We start from the raw sequence: 21,576 nt of genomic DNA on the forward strand, positions 1-21,576 counted from the left end.
TGTCAGGGGCGATTTCTGACCAGGCGCGATGCCGGCGACTGACAGATTCCGCCGTGATCTGTCAGGAACGCGCCGCCACGCTTGCCTCAGCCAACCTCAACTAAGCCAAGCTCAGCCTCGTCTCCGGAGACTCCGACCCGCTCGTCAGCAGCCAGGGGAACAGGTTCTTTTTCGGGCGTCGTAAATGCCGTGCGGCGGCGGGCCAGCAACCGATCGGCAACAAGCATCGCGGCGAAGGTAAGGCCGAGTAGCGGCAGAAACAGGCCGACCGGGATCGCTACGACGGCGAGGATGGCCCAGTCGCGGCCGGTGAGATCAGCCTGACCTGGGACGCCGGCGATGGCGTTCTTTGTTGGGCGGCGTCGCCACCAGAGGATGTAGCCCATCACGACCATGGCGCAGATCGCGAGCGCGCAGATAGCGAGCAGGATCTGCAGAGGCAGGCCGAACATGATGCCCATGTGCAGGTAGATGCCCCAGCTGGTCAGTTTTGAGAACAGTGGCAGTTCAGAGAATGGGAGCTTGTCTACAAGGTCACCGTTTTGGCCGTTCACGCTCACGGCGTCGGAGGTGGTGCGCCACGGCACCCAGCGCTCGCTGGCCTGCCACGCCTCGTCGGTGTTCTTGGGGACGAAGAGGCGCACTGATCCGGTGAGGCCTTCGGCGCGGGCGGTTTCGAGGACGGTGGCGGCTTGGTCGGCCACCTCGTCCTTGGTCAGGCCTTCGGCTCCGTGTGCGCTGGCGGGGTGGTGGTCGGCGTGCTCGTCGGCTGGGGCGGCTTCCGCGTCGGCGACCAGGGAGGTTTCGATCGGTTCTGCTTTGCCGCCCAACCAGGTGATTGTGCGGTCGACGTTTTCGCCGGCGAATACGGACCAGGTGATGCCTGTGGCGGACAGTCCCAGCATGGCCACGAGCAGCCAGGTTCCGGCTACGCCGTGCAAGTTCAGCACTTTACGACGACGCCCCGTCGCATTCTCCAACCCAACCAGGGCTCGCTTCCGGGCCATCCGCCACCACAGGTACAGGCCGCCCAGGGCGACGACCCACAGCCAGCTGGCTGCCACCTCTGCGTAAAGCTCGCCGACCTCGCCGAGGTGGAGGCTCTTGTGTAGCGACGAGATCCAGTAGCGCAGCGGGAGTTCGCCGAGGCCGGAGTAGGTTGGCTCGTCGCCAATGACGTCACCGGTGTGGGGGTTGACGAAGATGCTGCGGAGTTGGTTTGTTTCGGTGAGGGATTCGTCGATAAGCAAAACGCGCGTTGCTTCATCGGGTGTCGACGACGGCCACACCTGCGCCACATCCATGTCCGGGTGTGTGTCCTGCGCGGCCCTGATTTGGCTGGCCAGCGGGGCGTTGGTGTCGGAGGCGGGAACGGTCAGCACGTCTTTGTAGACGACGTTTTCGAGCGACGGAGCGACCGCGTAGAGAGCGCCACTTAGCGCGGCGACAAAGATGAACGGGGCGATAAACAGGCCCGCGTAAAAATGGATTCTTCTGGTCAGCGCGGGCAGGCCGCTGCGCCGTTGGACAGTACTGGACACACATACACCTTTCGGTTGATACAGGGACGCATTTTTAGTCGGATGCGTTGGCCCGCCAGTTCCCAACAGATGTCGATTTTCCAAAGCGCCTGGCAGATCCTGTCCTGATCTGTCGGATAGCCCAAAAGACGATATCGGGTTTTAGCACCTTTCCGACGCCGTTTCCCCAGGTCGTGCTCCGGCGAGAATGCCAAATCCCGATATCGTCTTTTGGGCTTTCGGTAGCGTGGTGCCATGAAACGTCACGTACCGATCCTCGCCACCACTCTCCTGCTGGCTGCCTGCGGCACGGAGACCGAACCAACCCAAACGCCTGCACCGGAAACAACGACGGTCGTTTCTCACGAGACGGTCAGCGCACCGACTAGCGCACCGGCCAACGAAACGTCAACCGACGCGACCACGGCGTCAGCGACACCGACCGCTTCGATCCGTGACCTGTACGCGGAAGCGATCGCGGACCCGGCGCGCTTCTTCGCGGACCTCGCGGATCTCGACGGCACGTTCACCTACGACGTTTTGGACATCAACGGCGATCTCGAACCCGAACTGCTGCTCCGCGCAGGCGTCAGCGCAGCCCCAGACGCAGGCGCGGCCAACGGCAACCCATCGCCGGTGCGCGTGCTGCGGGCCCAGAACGGCGAGGTCACCTGGACGAAGGACTACCTCGTCGACTCGGACGAGCCCTACCCGACAGTGTTCACCAACGGCACCCAGCCGGGCTTGGACCAGTACGAAACGGACGGTCCCCGCCTCAACGTGACACACTTCGAACTGCGGGGTCAGCGTCTGGAAAAGGTGTGGGGCCCGGAGGAGACGGTCGTCGGCAATCCGCTCAGCGATGTCACACGGATCACCTGGCACCCGACGACGGACGCGGCGGCGCTGGACAAGATCGGCAACGCAACACTGCGTGGTCCGTTGGAGGGCACGATGGGGCAGGTGTCCAAGGTGGAGCACCTGCAGGGTGAGCAGTTCCGCGTCCGGTTCGAGCCGACCGCCGACGGCATCGCGGTGACGTACCCGGACCTTGGCTGCGCGGGCCACCTCGCGAAAACCGAGGATGGCTTCCGCGAGACGATCACCGAGGGCACCTGCGATAACGGCGGCACGTGGCATTTGCTTATCGACGACAACCACGCCCACGCCTTCTACAACTCCCCCGATGGTCGCTACACGGCAGATGGACGCCTGACCCCGGCGGGTTAGCGTCGCACTGGGCGCATGCCGCGCAGCACCCGCATCAGCGCCGCGACAACGACTGCCAGCAGCGCTAACCCCACCGCAGCCGCAATCCACACGCGTGCACCGGTGGCGGTGATTGGCCATGCGGGGACGGCGAGGATCCATAGTGCGGACTGTGCGAGGACGTCGCCGCCGATCGTGGCGGAGACGATCGTGACCAGGATCGTCGTGGCCAGCGTCCACGCCACGCCGAAGCGGACGGTGATGGCAAGTGCGGTGAGGGCCAATACGCTGCCTGCGAGGAACGCGAGGAGTCCGAAGCGTGCGTCGCCAACCACGGCCGCTCCGAACGCGCACACGAGGGCGACGACTCCAACGCACCAAGTGGCCAATGCGGCGCGGACGTGTGGGTGTTCGACCTGCATGAGCGCCCAGGCGGGACGCAGTTTCGGCCACACGAGGGTGGGCAGCACGCCGGCCCCAACCGGCAGGATGGCGTAGGCGAACAGCGCCTCGCGCACGTCCACCGGGTATGCCAGCGAGAACAGCAGCACCAGGGCGGTGAGCAGGAGCAAGACGCTTATCGACGACACCCTCGCCGCCATCGCAACCCCCTTCACCGCAGCCACGTATCCGGTGGTTTCGGGGCGCGGCGTCGCCGGAGAAGTGGCCAGCGGTGCGGTGACGTGGTGGACTCGGCGGCGGCGCAGTATGGGTCGGGTGCGCGGTGGTACGAGGGCGGCCACTACAAAGCCAATTGCTGCGAGTAGCAGTGTGAGGGTGAGGGCGGGAATGGGAGATTCCCCCGCCATCGGGTCGGTGGCGTCGAGGGGTAGCAGGTTGAAGTGCAGGCCCATGGTCGGCAGCGCCAACCGGGTTGGCCAGGCGCCGGGGTTTATCCACCACCAGTCGCGCTCGGCGAAGTAGCCGAGGCCGATGGTGAATGCGAAGCCGAGGATGATGGTTGGCAGGATCCCGATGCGTCGCGTGGCAGCGGCGGCGAGGCCTGCGGGTCCGAGCATGCCCAGCCACACAAATAGGCCGACGAGTGCGATCGAGGCCGTGTTGTCCAGGTTGAATACGAGGCCGGCGGCAAACGGCACGACAAAGTCGAAGGCGACGAACGCGGCCAGCGCCAGCCACACCACGACGATGCGGGCGGCGCGAGTGCGCTTGGGTGAAACCGGCCGCCACAATGTGCCGCCGCCGCGGGCGTCACGCTCGCGGGTTTCGGCCAAACCGGCGAACAGTGCGGCGGCGGGCGCAGCCATGCCGGTGACTAACAGGCCTTGCGGGTAGAGCAGGTTCGTCGCGGTTTCGACGTTTCCGGCCAGGGCGAACAACGTCAGCAGCACGCCGACCAGCAGGCCTGCTCCGGCGAGCCACCACAGCATGGAGCCGCGCGCACGGATCCATTCGGCGTGTAGGAGGTTCATCGGTCACCACCGGAGGTGAGCCGGAAGAACGACTCTTCTAGGTTGGGGCCGAGTTCCGCGAGCTCGCCTGCGAAGCGGACGCCGCCGCCTGCGATCACGGTGGCGTCGTCGGCCATGTGGAGTACTTCGCCGAGTTGGTGGGAACTGACCAGGACGGTGCGTCCAGCTCGCGCGTATTCGCGGAGGTAGTCGCGCAGGTGGGCAATGCCTTCAGGGTCGAGGCCGTTTTGTGGTTCGTCGAGAATAAGCACCTCTGGCTCGCCGAGCAGCGCTTGGGCGAGCGCAAGGCGGCCTTTCATGCCGGTGGAGAAACTGCCGGCTTTCTTCTTGCCCGCGGTTTGGAGGCCAACCAGTTCGAGAACCCGGTCGGCTTCGCTGTCGGGAAGGCCCAGCAGCGTGGTGTGGACGCGGAGGTTGTTGCGGGCGCTGAGGTGGCTGTAAAAGGCGGGGTCGTTGATGGAGGCGCCGACATGGCGCAGTGCCGAGCTGTCAAACGGCTGCCCCATCAGTGTCACCTCGCCGGCATCGGGTTCGATCAGGCCGAGCAGCACCGACATCAGGGTCGATTTACCCGCGCCGTTGGGGCCGAGCAGTGCGTGGACTCGGCCCGGGGTGGTGGTCAACGACACGTCGCGAAGTACGTGGTGATCCCCGAAGGCCACGGCCACGCCGCGGCAAGCAAGTTGCGTATCAGTCATGGCATTCATGGTCGTCGCCGAGCAAGGCGACCACATCGGCCGGCGGGACCACACTGTCTCCTCCTCTAGGAGGAGATCCCGGCGCGCTGGGCGATCAAGGCAAGCGCCACCCGGTCGCGCGCGCCAAGTTTGGAAAGCAGGTTGGAGACGTGCGTTTTCACCGTGGTCTCTGCAATAAACAGCGTGGCGGCGATTTCCGCGTTCGTCGCGCCGCGGCCAATTTCCGCGAGCACGTCGCGTTCGCGTTGCGTCAGCCCCTCCAGCGCAGCTGCTGATTCTGAGGTGGCTCCCCCGTCGCGGACCCACTCCATCACGCGACCGGTGACTCCGGGGGCCAGGACCGATTCGCCGCGGGCGACGGCGCGTACGGCGTTGGCCAGGACGTCGGGTTCGGCGTCTTTGAGGAGAAAGCCGTGCACGCCGGCGTCGATAGCTGCATGGATCAAGGTGTCGTCGTCGAAGGTGGTCAGCATGATCACGCGTGGGCCCATCTCCATGATCGTGCGGGCGGCGGTGATGCCGTCGAGCACCGGCATGCGGATGTCCAGCACCGCCACGTCGATGCGGTGGGCGCGGGTTTTCTCCACGGCTTCGGCGCCGTCGGCGGCGGTGGCGACGACGGTGATGTCGTCCTGGGCGTCCAAGATGGTGCGGAGGGCGCTGAGGAGGAGCGGTTGGTCGTCGGCAAGAAGCAGGCGGATCATGCTGCCAACTCCGCCCGCACGGTAAACGTCTCCCCTGACTGCCATGTCTTCAGCGTGCCACCGGCACTCGCCGCGCGTTCACGCAGCCCCTCCAGCCCGACGCCGGTGCCTGATTGGGGTCGAATCTGGCCGGTAGAAACGACTTCTACCACCACGGTCTCGCCCGGTGCGACCCGAACCGTCACAGTGGGATCGACTTGGTGGCGCGCCGCGTTTGCCAGTGCCTCAGCCACGATGCGATAGGTAGCAAGCGAGGTCACCGGGGAGACATCCACTGCTGGTGCTTCCAGCGATACTTCCACGCCGGCGTCGCGGTAGCGCTGCACCAACGACGGCAGGTCAGGGATCCCCGCCGCCGGCGAAAACGCATGGTCGCTCTCACGCAGACCCCGCACAAGCAGGCGAATCTCCGACAACGACTGCCCTGCGGCCTCGTTGATCTGCTGCAGCGCCTCCCGCTCCTGCCCCACCGCCAAACCAGCATTGGCCTGCGCTTTGATCAGGGTCAGGGAGTGGCCGAGCAGATCGTGAATATCGCGGGCAATGGCGCGGCGTTCCTCCTCGCGCGCCGCTGCGAGGCGCTGCTCTTTCGCGTGTGCTTCTCGACGACGCACCTCATCCTCAGCCGCCACATTCGCCCCCAGGAGATACCCCACCGCACTCGCACCCCAATGCAGCGCAAGCGTGATCCCGAGATCGACCCCGTGCCGGTAGAACAACACAAAGTTGTCGTCCCACGTCCACATGAACGGTGACAGCAGCGCCCACCCGCACGCGGCAGCGAGAACAACTAGCGCGAAGCGTTTCCCTGTAAACCGTCCGGCGATAAAGGTGGCCACCGGGACCGCCAACACCCACGGCGAAAAGCCAAGGTTGACCGGCGCGGCCAGCCACATCGTCGACCAGGCAACATTCAGCGCGATAAGCGCAACCGAGGAGAACTTCGGCTTGCTCGTGAGCACCACGCACACCGCGACAAAGCCCCACGACAGCACGGCCTGGCCCCAACCTGCCGCGTCTATGGGTTGGGTAAACGCACTCGCGGTGTACACCGCCGCCAAAATGGCGACAGCGACCGCGAGCACAAGGTCACCCGGTTTGTAGCGCATGGGCGTAAGCCTATCGACGACACCGGGCCCCCACCTCCTCCCGCAGGAGGAGATCTACTTCGTCAGGCCAGGAATCTGGGGCAGGTCCGGCACGTTGAAGCCGGCGGTCTTCAGCAGGGCGAACAGGGCACCCAGTGCGGTGAGGACGGCGGCGATGATGCCGATGATCTCTGCAAGCTTCGCGTCGAAGGTCTTCGGTGGTTCCGGCGTAGGGGTGCCAGGCGCAGGGGTGCCCGGAGTCGGCGCCGGCTTATCCGGGTCGGCTGGCTTGCCGGGCAGCGTGTTCTTCAGCTCCGGTGCAGCGGGCAGTTCCGCGTTCTGCATGCTGAAGAGCAGCGGCGGATTGTCGTCGCACTTCTTTGCCCTGCTCAGCGGGTGGTAGTAGCGGGACTCGAGCGAGTCGAAGGCTTGACCGAAGTAGGTCTTGGACATGTTGGCGGCGAACGCGTTGCGCTGCCACTCGGGCATGTGCTTGAGGAAGCGGGCGGTGTTCGCGCCGGTGCGGCCGAACTCGTAGTCCGGGCCAAGGTCGTTTACTTCTGGCACGGAGCCGTCGATGCCGATGTACCAGCCAGCCGAGCCCTTCAACGCCTTGCCTGCTGGTGAGAGCGGGATCTGGGAGCCCTGCTTCATGTCCAGGTAAAAGTCGGCGTCAGTGGAGGTCAGGCCCAGTTCTGCCAGTTTGGCCTTTGTGGCGGCGCGGGCGGCGTCGTAGTCGGGGCGGGCGCCGGGTTCCTCGCCTGCCAGGCGGATTTCCTGGACGGCGATGATGGCCGGTTGGGTGAGGTGGTCGTCGCCAAGCGGCTTGAGCCCCTCGAAAGTTGCCTCGAATGCTTCGGTGACGGCGGTGGCGTACATGCCGTGGGTGAGGGTTTTCGCGATGCGCTCGGCTTGCCAGGCGGGGCCGCGCTCCGCGTCGTTGAGGGTGACGCGGCACTGGCCGTTGTCCGCAGGCGTGAGCGTGGCGGCGTGGGTCGTAGGGACAGTGACGGTGAAGGCGGTCGCCGCGGCGACGGCCGATGCGATGAACTTCTTCATGCTTGTTCTATCGGTGGGCTCGCAAACAGGTGTTACACGTCACGGCCTTCGCGGCGCGCGAAATCCCACCGGCTACGCTCGTACGCTGTGACGAACCTGCTCGAACTTCTGCCCGTCGATCCCGCGAATCCGCTGGCTATCATGCCCGCGCTCGAGGAGGCGTTGACCGGCCAGCGCGCGCTATTGCCGGTGCCGACGAACGACCCGGCGCGCACGAACCTGCTGCGCAACACGTTGGAGCCCGGCGCGCCTATCGACGACGACATCGCCCTCGTCGTCTCCACCTCCGGGTCCACGGGCAAGCCGAAGGGCGCGATGCTGACCCCGGCGAACCTGATCTCGAGCGCGGACGCGACCCACCAGGCGTTGGGCGGCGAAGGCCAGTGGCTGCTGGCCATGCCGGCGGCGTACATCGCGGGCCTGCAGGTGCTGGTGCGCAGCATGGTCGCGGGTGTGGAACCGGCGTTTGTGGACCTCACGAACGGTTTCGATGTCGCTGAGTTCGCCCACCACGCCCACGACCTGGCCAGCACCGGCGAGCGCACCTACACGGCGTTGACCCCGATGCAGCTGGCCAAGGCGACCTCGACGCTCAAGGGCATCGACGCGTTGCGGACCTTCTCCGCGGTGCTGGTCGGCGGGGCGGCGACCAACCCGCGTCTGCTCGAGTCGGCAAGCAAACTGCGTATCAACGTGGTGACCACATACGGCTCGTCGGAAACCGCCGGCGGCTGCGTCTACGACGGCGTGCCCATCGCCGGTGCGCGCGTAAAAATCGTCGATGGTCGCATCCACCTGGGCGGACCGATGGTCGCGCGCGGTTACCGCGGCGTCGGATCGCAGACGCCCTCCGATGATCTCAAGGACGGCTGGTTCCGCACCTCCGACGCGGGCTCGCTTATCGACGACCACCTCACCGTCCACGGACGCATCGACAACATCATCGACTCCGGCGGCCTCAAACTCCACCCCGAAGTGCTGGAAACATTCCTGCTCAAGGTGGATGGGGTGACGGGTGCGTGTGTCGTCGGCAAGCAAGATGCTCGCTTCGGCGAACGCATCTGCGCTGCATACACCGGGTCTGCGAGCGTGGCGGACATCATGGACGCGTTTGCGGACGCCGAGGACACCGGTGAAATCGCACGCTGGCAAGTACCGAAGGAACTCAAGGTTGTGCCGGCGCTGCCCCAGTTGGGTCCGGGCAAGGTCGACCGGGCTGCGGTGCGGGAGCTGTTCTAGCGGTTAGGCAGACTGGTCGCGGGGCTGAATGATCGGCCCGGGTGGCTCGTCAGGGGTGCCGTAGTTTGCAACCCAAAGCAGAAACGGCGACAACTCGCCGTCGCTTCTTCCCTGCTCAATCTGTTTGACCAGAAATCGCGCAGCGGCAATCTCTCCCATATGTGGCGGCCGCGAAATACGAACGCCCTCAAGAGATTCGAGCTCTTCATATCTAGGCCTCATCGTGCTCTCTCCTTCCCGCGATAGGGTCCTCTTACCCTGCAAGCTCTGCTGCTCGCTGATAGGACACTCCCAGGACCTGTCCCATCTCGCGAAGCGTGAAACCTTCCGCTTTCATCTTTTGCGCAAGCTCGCTTCTAGCAGCAGCTGCCTTTCCATTTGCCTCTTTTGCCTTCACCCCAAGCTCTTCGGCACGCTGACGAAGTGTTTCAACTTCAGAAGGCAAAATCGGAATCACTTCAACCTCAAATTCGGTTGGAGCAAGTCCAGACTGAAAAGCTAGCGCTTCAAGCACTTCCTTTTCTGCGCGATCGAGCCGCCGCGTTTGGGACACAACGCCAAGCTCTGCGCACTCCAAAACCCAGGCACCACTCGCACCACGCTCAGCAGTGACAGTAAACGACCCCATCTCCACCACCCTTTTCCTAGCTCCGCCTGAAATTGATCAAAGAATTTTCGTGCTGCGAGATCGTCGATTTCGCGGTGCCGTCCGAGAGTTTTGGTCGTCTCCCCCACTCGAAATGCATCATGTCTTTTGAGTGGTATCTGCTCAAATTCAAGACCACGCCGACGAGCCTCGTCTCGCAACTTCTTTATTACTGCATACCGCTTCACACTTCAACCCCCCATTGCAATCTCTTGTCAACTATCCATTGACAATGAAAACTCTTTCATTGAGTTAGACGTGGCGAGGCCGCCTACGGTTCCATCGAACACCCGACCGACTCCCCACCTCTCTGTGTCGGTGCGTGCCTTAGGTTGATGGTGGCGTCGAAAATCGCGCTTACACAGTTCACATATAAGGAGCAGGAATGGACCGGCAGCACGGGTTTGCGGTGGTCGATCTGGAGACGACGGGGCTGAGCAATCTCGATCGCATTGTGGAGATCGGCGTGGTGTTGCTGCGCCCCGACCTCACGGTGGAGGGCACGTGGGAGACGTTGATCCAGCCGGAGCGTGACATTCCGAACAGTTACATCCATAAGATCACGGCGACGGACGTCGTGGATGCGCCGGTGTTCCGCGACGTCGCCGCGTATCTTGGTGCGCTGCTGAACGGCCGCACGTTGGTGGCGCATAACGCGTCGTTTGAGCGCCGCTTCCTTGCCAACGAGTTCGCACGCGCGGGCGCGGAGGATGGCATGTGCGAGTGGTTGGACACGATGCGTCTGACCAAGCAGCACCTTGGCGTGGGCAAACTCAGCGAGGCGCTTGCCATCGCACAGATCCACAACCGTTTGGCGCACTCTGCGCTTGCCGATGCCCAGGCCACCGCCGATCTCCTCGCGTACCTGCACGCGAACCACCGCGCGGACATCGCCCACTATCCGGCTGCGCTGTTTACCACTCCCGCGCCCGAGGTCCGCACGCTTCCCCGCGGCGGCGCACCCTCCTGGGCGGGCCAGCTTTCGCGTACATTGCCGACGACTGGCACCAAGGATGAAGCCACCTACCGTGCCGAACTGACCCGCGCGCTTGTAGACCGCGAAATTTCCCGTACCGAAATGCGCCAACTCGAATCCACCGCCATCGCCGCAGGCCTAAGCGCCGATGATGTCGAGGCCATCAACGAGGAGTTCATCCCGCCAACTCGCCGTCGAAGCCTGGTCAGACGGCATAATCACCGATCAGGAACGCGCAACTCTGCTCAGCATCGCAGAAGCGCTCGGCGTTGATCCCGCTCTCGTGCATTCGCTTCTCGACGACCCCCTCACCGGCCCAACCCCTTCCACCTTCACCCTGCACCCCGGCGATCGCGTCGCCTTCACCGGCGCCCTGACCATCCCGCGCGATACCTGGGCAGCGCGGGCTGCGGTGCGGGAGCTTTTCTAGCCGGAGTGCTCGTCCTGACGTCCCAAACCGTATATATTACGTCATATATACGAGGAGGTGTTCATGACTGAGGCTGCAGCAGACTCCGTCGAAACCACGGTCTTCATGTCGGGCAACAGTCAAGCAATCCGAATTCCTAAGGACTTTCGTTTCGATTCTGAAACGGTTTGGCTGAAAAAGATTGGGGGTAAGCTTTACGTCTCTCCTGAGCCGCTCTCGGCTCTCGATGTGCTCGATGTGATCACTGCCGATTTACCGGATGGGTGGGCGGACGAGTTCGAAGAACCCTCTGATCTCCCCCTAGATCCGATCCCAAAGTGGGATGAATGATGCGCTTCCTCCTAGACACAAATGTGTGGATCGATGCCCTTCGTCGCAGTAACGCCAATATCCTCGAACGCATGCGCGTAACTCGAGCCGACAACATCGTGCTGTCTTCCATTGTCCTTGGAGAGCTGCGGGTTGGTGCGGGTAAGTCAACGTCGATTCGTCGGACCGATGCTGTCAAGCAACTCGAGCAGGCGTACCAGGTAGTCGGAACCGGAGCGCCCGAGGCAGCTCTTTACGCTGACATCCGTTTGGAGCTAGAGGCGATCGGGCAGCCAATCGGTCCCAACGATTTGTGGATAGCAGCTCAGGCACGGGCAAACGACTGCGTTCTCGTTACCGCCAACACCCGGGAGTTCTCCCGTGTCCCATTGCTACAAGTAGAGGACTGGCGGTTGTAACCCCGCGCATCGTTTCCGAGGGGCAGCTCCGCTTAACGACGACACCGTCCCCGGTCGATCTAAGATTTCACGCATGCAGCGCACCATGATCGCCGCCCTAGTTCTGACTACCGTCCCCACTGGTTGCGGCGACTCCGACAAGGTCACCGAGACCCCAAGCACAACGGAAACGACGCCCGTTGCAGAATCCGCTCCTGCAGGAGAGCCGACCTTCGTCGAGTGCCTAGCTGGCACACCGGGGGCCGCACGCTGATCCGACGGCAGCGTTTCGTACTCCGAGTGGTGCTTTAACCAAATGGGAGGCGCGAACTACGTGGAAGAAGAGAATCCTGCTGAGGCTCCGCAGGGCGCTACAGTAACCGGGTACGGCACGGCCCCAAACGGTACGCGAAACCCCAGCTCGGGCGAACTACAAACCCAATGGGGATGCCGGCAGAGATACATTGACGACCCCGCGTTGTGCGACGCAGTGGAGGAAGTCATCCACTCCGCAGATCCGGAAGGCGAGATCTACCAATAGCCGGCAGCGACCAAGCATCTCTGTTTTTACACGCCGCGCGCTGCGTCAATGAGGCGCATCAATTCGCTCACGGGAACAGTAGCCCCCTCGTCACCATGCCGGTCGACACCTACTTCAATAAGCTTCCGCAGCACGTCGTTGGTAGAAGTTCCTTCCTTTGCAGCAATACGCGCCGCGACCGCAGCAAGACCCCACCGAACTGTCCCCAGAAGAACTGCTCGCCGCAGCGCATGCCCCGCGCTACACGCCGGTTCCCGCCACTCCTACGCAGTACAACGTCGCCCCGATGGAACCCTCTACCCCACCGAGGAAGCGCCCCAACCCATCCACGGTGTTCAAGTGGTCCGCCGCCATCGCCCTGGCGTCGTTCTTCCTCTTCGGCCTTTGCACTGAGACGTTCGACCCAGACGCGAAGTCCTTCATCACCGGTGCGTTCGCTATGGGATTCCTCATGGGAGGCCTCACCGCTGCAATTTCTGGCGTTATGGCTTTGATCAGCAAGTTCCGGAGGTAGGTCGTTCGCTCCGAACAGCTTCAACCCTTGTGCGTGTCTGATATTCAGTTAGACTTAGCCACGACATGACCTCCACTCATGTCGGCAAAAACGGTTGAACCCCTGCGCGGGCTGGTTTACCAGCGCAAGGGTTCGGCGAGACTAGCTATCTGGCCAGTCAATCAACTTGCGGATCAGATCCGCAAGCAGTCTGGCTAGCAGCCCGCCTAAGGCTCGGATTGTGATCTCTTCCATCACTTTCCGGGCCTTTCGCTTGTCCGGCTGGTTACCGGAATCAGCCGGTGGTACTCCTCCACGCCACGTCTTCCTGCATGTATCTCCCTAAACCTGCCTCACTGATCGAATTCTTCGTCTATTCTCAGCCAATAGCTCAGTCACAACAGTGATCAACGACACATAGTCCATGATCTAAGGGAGGGTCCTAATGGCCAGAAATAAGACTTCAGCAGACAGAAGCCATAGCTCCTCCAAACCAGCAGGGGCTATCGAAACAGAGACGACTGGCGAGTCCGACACGAACCTAGCGGAACCGAAGGGATTCCTCGGGGCGGTTGTTCGAATCGGCAACAAAATCCCCGACATCACAACCCTCTTCGTTGGAGCGCTGGTCATCGTTTTGGCGCTTTCAGCACTGCTGTCGAGGTTTACGTTTGGTTACGTAAACCCAGCATCCGGCGAGCAAATCTCGATCGTGAACATGCTCGCCCCAGAGAAGCTCGTTGATCTCCTCGCCTCCGCTGTGACCAATTTCGCTACGTTCCCTGCTCTGGGCATGGTCATCGTGGCAACCATCGGTATTGGCATCGCCGACGGTTCAGGCTTTATCAACGCCGCGCTGAGAAAGCTGCTCGCCCGGACGCCAAAATTCTTGCTTACCCCAATGATCGTCGTCGCCGGAATGCTTTCGCACCTAGGTCCGGACACTGGGTACGTCGTCATCATTCCGGTCGCTGCCTACATGTTTTATGCAGTCGGCCGCCATCCACTTGCTGGTATCGCAGCATCATTTGCTGGTATCGCAGGTGCATTCGCTGCAAACTACACCCCGTCTGCCATTGACCCCGTCATCCAGGGGTTCACTGAACCAGCAGCACAGATCATCGACCCGAACTACAGCGTTAACATCCTGAGCAACTACTTCTACGGCCTTGGCGCAACCTTCATCGTTATTCCGGCCTTGTGGCTAGTTACTGACAAATGGGTCGAACCCTGGTGCCAACGCAGCTTCCCAATCGATGTTCACCCCGACGAGGTGGAGACTGTCGACCAGCCCCTCACTGCTCAAGAAACCCGAGCGCTGTACATTTCCTCTGCAGTGCTGCTGATCGCAATGGTGGCCATGGCTGTGACCATGATTCCAGCAGACTCGAATTGGCGCTCTGAAAGCGGTTCACTCACCGCCCCCGATGCTCCTGTCATGAAATCGATTGTGACTTTGATTTTCGTGGCGACAGGCTTGGTCGGTCTCCTTTATGGTGCACTGTCTGGAAAGTTCCGCAGCCCGAAGGATGTCTCAGCAGCAATGGAGACAATGGTCACCACCCTGGTGCCACTAATCGTCTTCTACTTCTTTGCTGCCCAATTCATGTGGGCTTTCAACCAAAGCCAAATCGGCTCGCTACTTGCAGTTTCTGGCGCAGAATTCCTCCAGAAACTTAATATGCCACCGCAGCTCACCATCATCGGCATCATTCTTTTTGTCGGGCTGCTGAACCTTGTAATTACTTCCGCCTCCGCTAAGTGGGCGATCCTTGCGCCGATCTTCGTCCCAATGCTTATGGGTGTCGGTATTGCGCCAGAACTAACGCAAGCCACATTCCGAATCAGTGACTCCGCTGTAAACGTAGTCACACCAATGTTTGCGTTCTATCCGCTGATCATTACGTATTGCCAGAAATACGTAAAGAAAGCAGGCATTGGCACCCTGTCCTCGGTCATGATGCCGTATTCGGCCGCACTTCTAATCTCCTTCACGATCATGCTCTTTGTTTTCTGGGGGCTCAACATCCCACTTGGAATCGATGCGGCCTACAGCTACTCCGGTTAAGTTGCGGCTCAAACTGAAAGGATCTCTCCATTGACTGTCACACCCGACCAATCAGCACTCGTCGAGCGCTTCTTGCGTTATTCCACAATCTCGAGCCAATCGGACGCGTCGAAGGGAGTTGTGCCCAGTAGCGCTGGCCAGTGGGATTTGGCCAAACTATTGGCTAAGGAGCTGAACGACGCGGGAGCCGAGGACGTTCATGTAAGTGACACTGCCGTGGTCACCGCCCGGATCCCTTCTAACGTTGAGAATCCTGAAGACTTCTACACCATCGGTTTTTGCACACACCTCGATACCGTGGATGTCAATCTCTCCCCTGACGTTCATGCACACGTTGTCGAGTACGACGACGGAGACATCCTTCTGAACGATGAAAAGCAGATCTGGATGCGATCGGATGAGCATCCGGAATTGAAGGCTTACATCGGCGACAACATCCTGGTGACGGATGGCACAAGTGTTCTCGGTGCTGATGACAAAGCAGGCGTCACCTCAGTAATGGAAACAGCAGTCAGGTTGCTGGAGGGCGCTTCGTTCCCTCACGGAGATGTGTACCTCTCCTTCGTTCCAGATGAGGAGATTGGTCTTCGGGGAGTCCGAACACTCGACTTGGACCGCTTTCCGGTTGACTTTGCCTTCACCCTCGACTCCTGCGAAATCGGAGAGATTGTCGAGGCTACGTTCAATGCAGCAACCATTACGATCCACATCGAAGGCGTAACTGCGCATCCGATGAACTCGAAGGGCAACCTTGTAAACCCGATTCTCATTGCTCACGACATCATTGATTCGTTTGACCGAGAAGAAACCCCAGAAAACACCGAAGACCGTGAAGGCTACATCTGGGTACACGGCATCGACGGAAATCAATCGACCACCACGCTCACGATCAGTGTTCGTGAACACGATCGCGTGAAGTACGAAGAGAAGAAGCAACATGTCGCCGAAGCCGTAGATCGCGCCCGGAAGAATAACCCCAAGGCAACCATCGATATCCGAGTTGAGGACACCTACAGCAATATCGAAGACGCGAAAACGCTGGAGAACGCTGTTGCCACAGACCGCATCCTGCAGGCTATGGAGAATCTGAGCATCACTCCCAAGCCTCTCTCAATGCGCGGGGGCACCGACGGATCCTGGCTTTCCAGCCAAGGGGTTTTCACTCCAAACTTTTTCACTGGAGCGCACAACTTCCATTCGATCTACGAGTTCCTTCCCCTCACGTCCTTTGAAAAGAGTTTCTTGATGGTTCGCGAACTTATCCGCCTGGCAAGGCGTCAGTAACTGGTTCCATACAACTATTCCCCAAAAGGAATCTTGCGCTCTGGCTTCTCTGCATCAGCAAGAACTGAAGTGTGTTTTTAATAGAGGACTTCGCTTCGACAAGGCACAATAAGGCCCATGTCGTCATTCAGCGAAGTCCTCGATCAGCTCCGTGAGAATCAGCCCCAGGGCAAGTACGGGATCGCGTTTGAGAAGTTGATGGTCAACTTCTTCAAAACCGATCCCGTTCTCTCTGCGCAGTTCGATGAGGTTCAGCGTTGGGATAAGTGGCGCTACAACGGTGGCAAGGCCGATACGGGCATTGACTTGGTTGCGCGCCGCAAGGATGACGGTAAATGGGTGGCAATCCAGGCCAAGTTCTACAAGCCGACCACGAGCATCCAGAAGCAGCACATCGATTCGTTCTTCGAGGCCTCCGGCCGCTCGTTTGAGACTGAGTCGAGCGTCGAACACTTCGTTCACCGCTACATCATTTCAACGACCGATAAGTGGTCGAAAAATGCGGAAGATGCTCTAGAAAACCAGCAGATCCCCACCAGTCGTATCGGCTTTAATCAGATCGCAGAATCACCCGTGAACTGGGATGTTGTGTTCCCCGGCTCCGAGATGCAGGTTCGCCTCACCCGGCGCGAAACCTTCGAGCCGCGTCCGCACCAGCAGCAGGCGATCGAGAACGTCATGGCTGGGTTCAATACCCACGACCGCGGCAAGCTCATCATGGCCTGCGGCACAGGCAAGACGTTCACTGCGCTCCGCCTAGCTGAACAAGTTGCAAAGGACAAGGGGGGCCGCGCCCGCGTCCTCTTCCTCGTTCCTTCCATCGCACTGCTCGCACAAACACTTCGCGAGTGGACTGCGCAGGCTCGCCTAGATCTGAAGAGCTTCGCGGTTTGCTCCGATAACAAGGCCAGCCGCCAGGCCGAAGACATTGCCTCGTACGACCTCGAGGTCCCTGTCTCCACTGATGGCGACGACATCGCTACTCTTTTCTCGCAAGGAAAGCGCGCCAATGGTCTGCACGTCGTCTTTTCCACCTACCAGTCCTTGCCCGCTGTTCATGATGCTCAGGCGAAGGGCCTCGACGATTTCGACCTCGTTATCTGCGACGAGGCTCACCGCACCACCGGCGTCACACTCGCCGGAGCGGATGAATCCAATTTCGTTCGAATCCATGATGCCGACTACATCAAGGCTGCTCGTCGTCTGTACATGACCGCGACACCACGGCTTTTCGACGACTCCGTCAAAACCAAAGCCGAAGAACACTCAGCCGAACTGGCTTCCATGGACGACGAGGCCATCTACGGTCCAGAGTTTCACCGACTCGGATTTGGTGAAGCGGTGGATAAGGGCCTGCTCACCGACTATCGCGTCTTGGTGATGACCGTGGACGAGGACGTTGCTGCCGAAGCACTGGTTCGGCACACGCAGGAAGGCATGAACCTGACCACCGCTTCAGCGATGATCGGTGCGTGGAACGCACTCGCAAAGCGCTCCGGCAAGTTGCAAGGGCAAAAAGGCGGATTTGAGGAAGATGCTGCACCGATGCAGCGCACCGTTGCCTTCGCGAAGGACATCAAGACTTCGAAGCTGATCGCGGAAACGTACCCGGGACTCATCGCAAGCCACCAACAAACGCTTCGCGAGCATGCTGCGACCAACGATGTTTCTCTTCACAACGTGGATTTGTCCGTCGCGGTACAGCACGTCGACGGCAGTATGAACGCGATGGAGCGCGGCAACAAGATCGCATGGCTCGAGGCATCCATGGAGCCGGACGAAACTCGCATCCTCACCAACGCGCGGTGTCTCTCTGAGGGCGTTGACGTGCCTGGTTTGGACTCGGTGATCTTCTTCAACCCGCGCAATTCCATGGTCGACGTGGTTCAGTCGGTCGGCCGCGTGATGCGCAAGTCGGAAGGCAAGGACTACGGCTACATCATCCTCCCCGTCGCGGTTCCTCCAGGGAAGTCACCATCCGAAGCGCTGAACGACAACGTTCGTTTCAAAGTGGTTTGGCAGATTCTCAACGCACTGCGTGCGCACGATGACCGCTTCAACGCCAAGGTGAACTCGATCGGTTTGAACGGTGACAAGCCTGATGAGCTCCCGATCGATGTCACTCACGTCGAAGTCGAAAAAGCAAAGGCAGAGCTCGATAAGAACGACTCCACCCCTGGTTATGAGACCTCGGAGCTCACCTCCGAGCAAGTTGCACTCTTCTCCCTAGAGAAGTGGCAGGAAGCGATCTACACCAAGCTCGTGGACAAGGTCGGCACCCGAACCTACTGGGAAGACTGGGCCGACGATGTCGCGGTAATCGCTGAAAACCAGATCACCCGAATCAATAAGCTTCTGGAAACTGCGAGTCCGAAACTCCAGCGTGAGTTCGAAACTTTCGTGGAAGGCTTGCGCGGAAACCTCAACGACTCAATCTCTGATGCCGAAGCGATCAGCATGCTTTCACAGCACCTCATTACCGCCCCAGTGTTTGACGCGCTGTTCAGCGAACATGACTTCGCTGCCCATAACCCGGTCTCCCAGGTCATGCAGCGCATGGTCGACGCGCTCGACGATAGTGATCTGGATGCTGAGACTGATTCGCTAGAGAAGTTCTACGCCTCGGTGCGTGTGCGCGCTTCCGAGGTCACGAGCGCGTCCGGGAAGCAGCAGGTGATCAAGGAACTCTACGAACGCTTCTTCCAAAAGGCATTCAAGCGCGACGCCGACAAGCTTGGCATCGTCTACACCCCAGTGGAGATCGTGGACTTTATCCTTCGCGCTGCCGATGACGTGTCGAAGAAACACTTCGGCCGCGGGCTTACGGACGAGAGCGTGCACATCCTGGAAACTTTCATGCCACGACGGGTACAAACGCGCGCGAACTACGATTTAGCTGCCTGACTGGTTCACCGACGTAACCTCGCGCTTCATTGGACGTCGAAAGTCTTCGACTGTTTTTCATTATCTTCGACCCAGTGAACGGTTAGCTTTGTGCCTGCGGTGCCCATCGAATACGAGACTGGCACTTTCCAGATGACCCCAGGTTCCAGCGTGATTGGCTGATCATCCACAAGGAGTCTCATAAGGCCCGATGCGGCTTGGCCTTCGAAGGTCACCGCTTCAGCAGCGAGATCACCAGTATTGGTAACCTCAAACCAGTGTTTCGTTTCCTATTTGATCTTGCCGCGCTTGTCAATTTCCTTTTCGTGTCGCTCGCTCTTTGACTCGACGCGGAAGCGGACGCCGAGCGGCTCATGGCGCACCCCGACCACGGAGAGATCGATTTTGACTAGGTCATGCTCGACGGCAGCCCAGACTTGGTTCTCCAGTTGGCGGATGTCATCGAATTCTCCGAGCAGTCCCCGCTCCTTGATTTCATTCTTGAAATTTCGGAGACCCTCGAGTTGCGCAGTATCGACGTCATGAGGCAGTGGGGCTCTTGAGAAAAACAGGTGTACCGGTTTCCCGCTGTTTACTGCTCGCTCAATCTCTTCAACTGTTCCCGACACTGCATCTGGTGTTGGTGAGCCGAGTCGGCTGCCGAAGAGCGCGACCACGATGTCGGCTCCGTCGACTCCCTGGGTGTTGATGATCTCCTGAGAGTGACCTCCGAGCAGCGGTACAGAATTGGTCTCCCACCGCCACGGCAGTAAGACTACATTCCGAGTCGTCGCGTGGAGTCGATTCCATGAGTGCAGAGCGCCCTCGACTGCATCTCGGGCATCGGGTACGTCGGATGGGGAGGCGACGAGAACGCGCAGAACGGTTGCCGGAAAGCTCATGACTTTATTCAACGTGTCTAACTGCCCGGGTGACGAGAGGAGAGTCCTAGGACCACAAGGAACTGGTCGCGATTGTCTGTTCGCTGCCGTCGCGGCGCAGGCCCTGTCGCGCGCGGCCAAGGCGGGCGATACCTCTCCCGGGGCCGTGACGGCGGCGATCAAGACGACGGCCGAGTGGCTACACAATACGCCGGCGATCGCGCGCGATTCCTATATCAATCCGCGGGTGATCGAGCTGTTTGAAAAGGGCACGGTCATCTCGGGTAAGGCGACCGACGCGAAGGTGCGGGCCCTGCTGACCTAGGCTTCGTCGCTCTCCGGCCACGTGATGGGCGTGGGCGACACATCGCGGGCGGCGAAGCGCTCCGAGCCGATTCCGGCGGCGACGACGAGCACGATGCCAAGGACCTGGATTGGCAGCGGTACTTGGGCGAGGACGATCGCGCCGATAAGCACGCTGATCGCGGGCTCCAGCACATGAGGGTGCCGAAGGCGGCCGGGGCCATGGCACGCAGCGCGACGATTTCGAAGGCGAGAGGGATGACCGGCATCAGGAGTGCGAGCCCGAGCGCCGTGGCGATGACCGGCAGGGACAGGTACGGCAGCGCCTCGGGTAGCCCGATGGGCGCGTAGGCGATGGCGACGATCGGGATGGTGTAGGCGAGGGCGCTGATGCCGGAAAACCGATCACCGACGCGTTGGGTTAAGACTATATACAGCGCCCACCCGAGCCCGGAGCCGAGGGCGAACAGGATGCCGACGACGTCGACGTTACCGATCCAGGGCCGGGTCAGTAAGACGACGCCGATCATGGCGAGGGCGGGATAGGAAAGGGCGCGCCGCGAGGTGCTTGTGAGCGCGGCAAGGACGAGTGGGCCGAGGAATTCCAGAGCCACGGCGGTGCCGAGTTAGATGCGCTGGATTGCGGCAAAAAGAAGAAAGTTAGCGAGCCGGTGGTGACGCCGAGGGCGGTGACGAGACCGGCGTCACGCCAGGTCATACCGCGCAGGCGCGGGCGCGCGATTGCCAGGATGAGGACGGCGCCGGCGGCCACGCGCAGCCAGGCAGCCCCGCGCGGCCCGACGTCGTTGATCAAGCCAACGGCGAAGGCTTCCGAGAGTTGGACCGAAAGCATGACAAGGACGGCGAGTAGCCAGGGCGGCACCTCGGCCGCACGGGCTTGCTGCTTGTCGCGCCATAGGCTCACCCTTCCAGGCTAAACCCTGCCTTGGCCATTGCCCACGCCTGCGGTTCAATGGAGCTATGACCCGACCCACGATCATGTTTGTGTGCGTTCACAATGCAGGCCGCTCCCAGATGGCGGCGGCTTTTGCCAAGACGCTGTCCGGCGGACGCATTGAGGTCCGCTCCGCGGGCTCCGCCCCCGCTGATTCGATCAACCCCGTGGTACGAGAGGCGATGGCGGAGGTCGGGATCGATCTGGCCGCGGCGCGCCCGAGGGTGCTGGTGGCTGAGGACGTGCAATCCTCCGACGTCGTCATCACGATGGGCTGCGGCGATGCGTGTCCGTTTTTCCCGGCACGCGCTATGAGGATTGGCAGCTGGCCGATCCGGCTGGGCAGGACCTTGCCACCGTGCGCGTGATCCGCGACGAGATTCAGGCTCGGGTGCGCGAGCTGGTGGCGAGCCTGCAGCCCTAGGCGCCGCGCCGACGCATTTGACCCCGCCCTCGACT

22 protein-coding genes and 2 pseudogenes are annotated in these 21,576 nt (G+C 61.1%); 13 read left to right on the forward strand and 11 right to left on the reverse strand.

Annotated elements, in window-relative coordinates; translation table 11 throughout:
- Window positions 1-86: 86 nt before the first annotated feature.
- Entirely contained in the window at window positions 87-1,541 is a 1,455-nt protein-coding gene (locus tag HMPREF2656_RS01410; protein WP_070421748.1) for a PepSY-associated TM helix domain-containing protein, read from the reverse strand.
- Window positions 1,542-1,775: 234 nt separating this feature from the next.
- Between HMPREF2656_RS01410 and HMPREF2656_RS01415 the strand changes: the two genes are divergently transcribed.
- A complete protein-coding gene (locus tag HMPREF2656_RS01415; protein ID WP_070815629.1) occupies window positions 1,776-2,750 on the forward strand; it encodes a hypothetical protein in 975 nt (324 codons plus the stop codon).
- On the opposite strand, the gene HMPREF2656_RS01420 is transcribed toward HMPREF2656_RS01415, so the two are convergent.
- The 5 genes from HMPREF2656_RS01420 to HMPREF2656_RS13260 form a co-directional block, all read right to left on the reverse strand.
- Entirely contained in the window at window positions 2,747-4,162 is a 1,416-nt protein-coding gene (locus tag HMPREF2656_RS01420; protein ID WP_070815630.1) for an ABC-2 family transporter permease, read from the reverse strand. The two genes, HMPREF2656_RS01415 and HMPREF2656_RS01420, sit on opposite strands and share 4 nt — an antisense overlap.
- Window positions 4,159-4,860, reverse strand: coding sequence for an ATP-binding cassette domain-containing protein (locus HMPREF2656_RS01425; RefSeq protein ID WP_070815631.1), 702 nt, complete (start codon window positions 4,858-4,860; stop codon window positions 4,159-4,161). Before HMPREF2656_RS01425 ends, HMPREF2656_RS01420 begins: the two co-directional genes overlap by 4 nt.
- A gap of 65 nt (window positions 4,861-4,925) precedes the next feature.
- Complete coding sequence (locus HMPREF2656_RS01430; protein WP_070452483.1) at window positions 4,926-5,564, reverse strand: response regulator; 639 nt, start codon at window positions 5,562-5,564, stop codon at window positions 4,926-4,928.
- Window positions 5,561-6,673, reverse strand: coding sequence for a sensor histidine kinase (locus tag HMPREF2656_RS01435; RefSeq protein WP_070815632.1), 1,113 nt, complete (start codon window positions 6,671-6,673; stop codon window positions 5,561-5,563). Before HMPREF2656_RS01435 ends, HMPREF2656_RS01430 begins: the two co-directional genes overlap by 4 nt.
- A 54-nt stretch (window positions 6,674-6,727) precedes the next feature.
- Complete coding sequence (locus tag HMPREF2656_RS13260; protein ID WP_070815633.1) at window positions 6,728-7,711, reverse strand: hypothetical protein; 984 nt, start codon at window positions 7,709-7,711, stop codon at window positions 6,728-6,730.
- 87 nt (window positions 7,712-7,798) lie between these two features.
- Between HMPREF2656_RS13260 and menE the strand changes: the two genes are divergently transcribed.
- Window positions 7,799-8,950, forward strand: coding sequence for an o-succinylbenzoate--CoA ligase (gene menE, locus HMPREF2656_RS01445; RefSeq protein WP_083319391.1), 1,152 nt, complete (start codon window positions 7,799-7,801; stop codon window positions 8,948-8,950).
- Between the two features lie 3 nt (window positions 8,951-8,953).
- Here menE and HMPREF2656_RS01450 read toward each other — a convergent pair whose 3' ends face one another.
- Complete coding sequence (locus HMPREF2656_RS01450) at window positions 8,954-9,172, reverse strand: hypothetical protein (protein ID WP_070815634.1); 219 nt, start codon at window positions 9,170-9,172, stop codon at window positions 8,954-8,956.
- A gap of 31 nt (window positions 9,173-9,203) precedes the next feature.
- Window positions 9,204-9,578 (reverse strand): hypothetical protein, encoded by a 375-nt coding sequence (locus tag HMPREF2656_RS01455; RefSeq protein ID WP_070815657.1) that lies wholly within the window; start codon window positions 9,576-9,578, stop codon window positions 9,204-9,206.
- Between the two features lie 403 nt (window positions 9,579-9,981).
- Between HMPREF2656_RS01455 and HMPREF2656_RS01460 the strand changes: the two genes are divergently transcribed.
- The 9 genes and pseudogenes from HMPREF2656_RS01460 to HMPREF2656_RS01490 form a co-directional block, all read left to right on the forward strand.
- Window positions 9,982-10,845, forward strand: coding sequence for a 3'-5' exonuclease (locus tag HMPREF2656_RS01460; protein WP_070815635.1), 864 nt, complete (start codon window positions 9,982-9,984; stop codon window positions 10,843-10,845).
- Between the two features lie 10 nt (window positions 10,846-10,855).
- Window positions 10,856-11,002, forward strand: a complete 147-nt coding sequence (locus HMPREF2656_RS12955) for a hypothetical protein (protein ID WP_168164674.1) — start codon at window positions 10,856-10,858, stop codon at window positions 11,000-11,002.
- Window positions 11,003-11,065: 63 nt separating this feature from the next.
- A complete protein-coding gene (locus tag HMPREF2656_RS01465) occupies window positions 11,066-11,332 on the forward strand; it encodes an antitoxin (RefSeq protein WP_070421738.1) in 267 nt (88 codons plus the stop codon).
- Window positions 11,332-11,730, forward strand: a complete 399-nt coding sequence (locus HMPREF2656_RS01470) for a type II toxin-antitoxin system VapC family toxin (RefSeq protein WP_070815658.1) — start codon at window positions 11,332-11,334, stop codon at window positions 11,728-11,730. Before HMPREF2656_RS01465 ends, HMPREF2656_RS01470 begins: the two co-directional genes overlap by 1 nt.
- A 73-nt stretch (window positions 11,731-11,803) precedes the next feature.
- On the forward strand, window positions 11,804-11,983 hold the full coding sequence (locus HMPREF2656_RS12690; protein WP_141760962.1) for a hypothetical protein: 180 nt from the start codon (window positions 11,804-11,806) through the stop codon (window positions 11,981-11,983).
- A 424-nt stretch (window positions 11,984-12,407) separates the two neighbouring features.
- Window positions 12,408-12,764 (forward strand): hypothetical protein, encoded by a 357-nt coding sequence (locus HMPREF2656_RS12695; RefSeq protein WP_141760963.1) that lies wholly within the window; start codon window positions 12,408-12,410, stop codon window positions 12,762-12,764.
- Window positions 12,765-13,188: 424 nt separating this feature from the next.
- Window positions 13,189-14,811 (forward strand): AbgT family transporter, encoded by a 1,623-nt coding sequence (locus HMPREF2656_RS01480; protein WP_083319392.1) that lies wholly within the window; start codon window positions 13,189-13,191, stop codon window positions 14,809-14,811.
- A gap of 30 nt (window positions 14,812-14,841) precedes the next feature.
- The gene (gene pepT / locus HMPREF2656_RS01485; RefSeq protein ID WP_070815637.1) at window positions 14,842-16,095 is read left to right on the forward strand and encodes a peptidase T; all 1,254 of its coding nucleotides are present in this window, start codon (window positions 14,842-14,844) and stop codon (window positions 16,093-16,095) included.
- Between the two features lie 117 nt (window positions 16,096-16,212).
- Window positions 16,213-18,951 (forward strand): annotated as a pseudogene (locus HMPREF2656_RS01490) (DEAD/DEAH box helicase family protein); the annotation flags it as partial.
- 317 nt (window positions 18,952-19,268) lie between these two features.
- Here HMPREF2656_RS01490 and HMPREF2656_RS01495 read toward each other — a convergent pair.
- Window positions 19,269-19,880 (reverse strand): hypothetical protein, encoded by a 612-nt coding sequence (locus HMPREF2656_RS01495; RefSeq protein WP_198531366.1) that lies wholly within the window; start codon window positions 19,878-19,880, stop codon window positions 19,269-19,271.
- Here HMPREF2656_RS01495 and HMPREF2656_RS12700 point away from each other — a divergent pair.
- Window positions 19,879-20,184 (forward strand): hypothetical protein, encoded by a 306-nt coding sequence (locus HMPREF2656_RS12700; protein ID WP_070614236.1) that lies wholly within the window; start codon window positions 19,879-19,881, stop codon window positions 20,182-20,184. The two genes, HMPREF2656_RS01495 and HMPREF2656_RS12700, sit on opposite strands and share 2 nt — an antisense overlap.
- Here HMPREF2656_RS12700 and HMPREF2656_RS13375 read toward each other — a convergent pair.
- Together HMPREF2656_RS13375 and HMPREF2656_RS13380 are read right to left on the reverse strand one after the other, a co-directional pair.
- Window positions 20,181-20,357 (reverse strand): hypothetical protein, encoded by a 177-nt coding sequence (locus tag HMPREF2656_RS13375; protein ID WP_244268670.1) that lies wholly within the window; start codon window positions 20,355-20,357, stop codon window positions 20,181-20,183. The two genes, HMPREF2656_RS12700 and HMPREF2656_RS13375, sit on opposite strands and share 4 nt — an antisense overlap.
- Before the next feature lie 331 nt (window positions 20,358-20,688).
- Complete coding sequence (locus HMPREF2656_RS13380) at window positions 20,689-21,087, reverse strand: DMT family transporter (protein ID WP_246825061.1); 399 nt, start codon at window positions 21,085-21,087, stop codon at window positions 20,689-20,691.
- A gap of 56 nt (window positions 21,088-21,143) precedes the next feature.
- Between HMPREF2656_RS13380 and HMPREF2656_RS01505 the strand changes: the two are divergent.
- Window positions 21,144-21,541 (forward strand): annotated as a pseudogene (locus HMPREF2656_RS01505) (arsenate reductase ArsC).
- The last annotated feature ends 35 nt before the right edge of the window (window positions 21,542-21,576 follow it).

The sequence above is a fragment of the Corynebacterium sp. HMSC034B08 genome (assembly GCF_001835805.1).
In the GTDB taxonomy this organism is placed as follows: Bacteria; Actinomycetota; Actinomycetes; order Mycobacteriales; family Mycobacteriaceae; genus Corynebacterium; species Corynebacterium coyleae.

Bases quoted from the DNA above. Each gene is read 5' to 3' on its own strand.
- HMPREF2656_RS01415 (WP_070815629.1), top strand. From the start codon at position 1,776: ATGAAACGTCACGTACCGATCCTCGCCACCACTCTCCTGCTGGCTGCC.
- HMPREF2656_RS01420 (WP_070815630.1), bottom strand. From the start codon at position 4,162: ATGAACCTCCTACACGCCGAATGGATCCGTGCGCGCGGCTCCATGCTG.
- HMPREF2656_RS01425 (WP_070815631.1), bottom strand. From the start codon at position 4,860: ATGACTGATACGCAACTTGCTTGCCGCGGCGTGGCCGTGGCCTTCGGG.
- HMPREF2656_RS01430 (WP_070452483.1), bottom strand. From the start codon at position 5,564: ATGATCCGCCTGCTTCTTGCCGACGACCAACCGCTCCTCCTCAGCGCC.
- HMPREF2656_RS01435 (WP_070815632.1), bottom strand. From the start codon at position 6,673: ATGCGCTACAAACCGGGTGACCTTGTGCTCGCGGTCGCTGTCGCCATT.
- HMPREF2656_RS13260 (WP_070815633.1), bottom strand. From the start codon at position 7,711: ATGAAGAAGTTCATCGCATCGGCCGTCGCCGCGGCGACCGCCTTCACC.
- HMPREF2656_RS01450 (WP_070815634.1), bottom strand. From the start codon at position 9,172: ATGAGGCCTAGATATGAAGAGCTCGAATCTCTTGAGGGCGTTCGTATT.
- HMPREF2656_RS01455 (WP_070815657.1), bottom strand. From the start codon at position 9,578: ATGGGGTCGTTTACTGTCACTGCTGAGCGTGGTGCGAGTGGTGCCTGG.
- HMPREF2656_RS01460 (WP_070815635.1), top strand. From the start codon at position 9,982: ATGGACCGGCAGCACGGGTTTGCGGTGGTCGATCTGGAGACGACGGGG.
- HMPREF2656_RS01465 (WP_070421738.1), top strand. From the start codon at position 11,066: ATGACTGAGGCTGCAGCAGACTCCGTCGAAACCACGGTCTTCATGTCG.
- HMPREF2656_RS01470 (WP_070815658.1), top strand. From the start codon at position 11,332: ATGCGCTTCCTCCTAGACACAAATGTGTGGATCGATGCCCTTCGTCGC.
- HMPREF2656_RS12690 (WP_141760962.1), top strand. From the start codon at position 11,804: ATGCAGCGCACCATGATCGCCGCCCTAGTTCTGACTACCGTCCCCACT.
- HMPREF2656_RS01480 (WP_083319392.1), top strand. From the start codon at position 13,189: ATGGCCAGAAATAAGACTTCAGCAGACAGAAGCCATAGCTCCTCCAAA.
- HMPREF2656_RS12700 (WP_070614236.1), top strand. From the start codon at position 19,879: ATGACTTTATTCAACGTGTCTAACTGCCCGGGTGACGAGAGGAGAGTC.
- HMPREF2656_RS01495 (WP_198531366.1), bottom strand. From the start codon at position 19,880: ATGAGCTTTCCGGCAACCGTTCTGCGCGTTCTCGTCGCCTCCCCATCC.